1 protein-coding gene is annotated in these 885 nt (G+C 54.2%); it reads left to right on the forward strand.

Translation table 11 applies throughout. The features are described from left to right. Positions 1 to 876, forward strand: an 876-nt coding sequence (gene tuf / locus B4923_RS20695; RefSeq protein ID WP_109491560.1) for an elongation factor Tu, incomplete at its 5' end; no start/stop codon positions are given. Positions 877 to 885: the final 9 nt, after the last annotated feature.

Here is an 885-nt window from a genome sequence, read left to right on the forward strand (position 1 = left end):
CTGGTTGTTGCTGCGACTGACGGCCCGATGCCGCAGACTCGTGAGCACATCCTGCTGGGTCGTCAGGTAGGCGTTCCTTACATCATCGTGTTCCTGAACAAATGTGACATGGTTGATGACGAAGAGCTGCTGGAACTGGTAGAGATGGAAGTGCGTGAACTGCTGTCTCAGTACGATTTCCCGGGCGATGACACGCCGGTAATCCGCGGTTCTGCGCTGAAAGCGCTGGAAGGCGAAGCCGAGTGGGAAGCGAAAATCATCGAACTGGCAGAAGCGCTGGATACTTATATTCCGGAACCAGAACGTGCTATTGACAAGCCGTTCCTGCTGCCAATCGAAGACGTATTCTCCATCTCCGGTCGTGGTACGGTCGTGACCGGTCGTGTAGAGCGCGGCATCGTTAAAGTGGGTGAAGAAGTTGAAATCGTGGGTATCAAAGACACCACGAAAACCACCTGTACTGGCGTGGAAATGTTCCGCAAACTGCTGGACGAAGGTCGTGCCGGTGAGAACGTGGGCGTTCTGCTGCGCGGTACCAAACGTGACGACGTAGAGCGTGGTCAGGTACTGGCTAAACCGGGTTCAATCAAGCCGCATACCCAGTTCGAATCAGAAGTGTATATCCTGAGCAAAGATGAAGGTGGCCGTCATACGCCGTTCTTCAAAGGCTACCGTCCGCAGTTCTACTTCCGTACCACTGACGTGACCGGTACCATCGAACTGCCGGAAGGCGTAGAAATGGTCATGCCGGGCGACAACATCAAGATGGTGGTAAATCTGATAGCCCCAATCGCGATGGACGACGGTCTGCGTTTCGCCATCCGTGAAGGTGGTCGTACCGTTGGTGCGGGCGTTGTTGCTAAAGTTATCGCTTAATCGCTGATA

The organism is Brenneria roseae subsp. americana (genome assembly GCF_003115815.1).
Lineage (GTDB): Bacteria > Pseudomonadota > Gammaproteobacteria > Enterobacterales > Enterobacteriaceae > Brenneria > Brenneria roseae.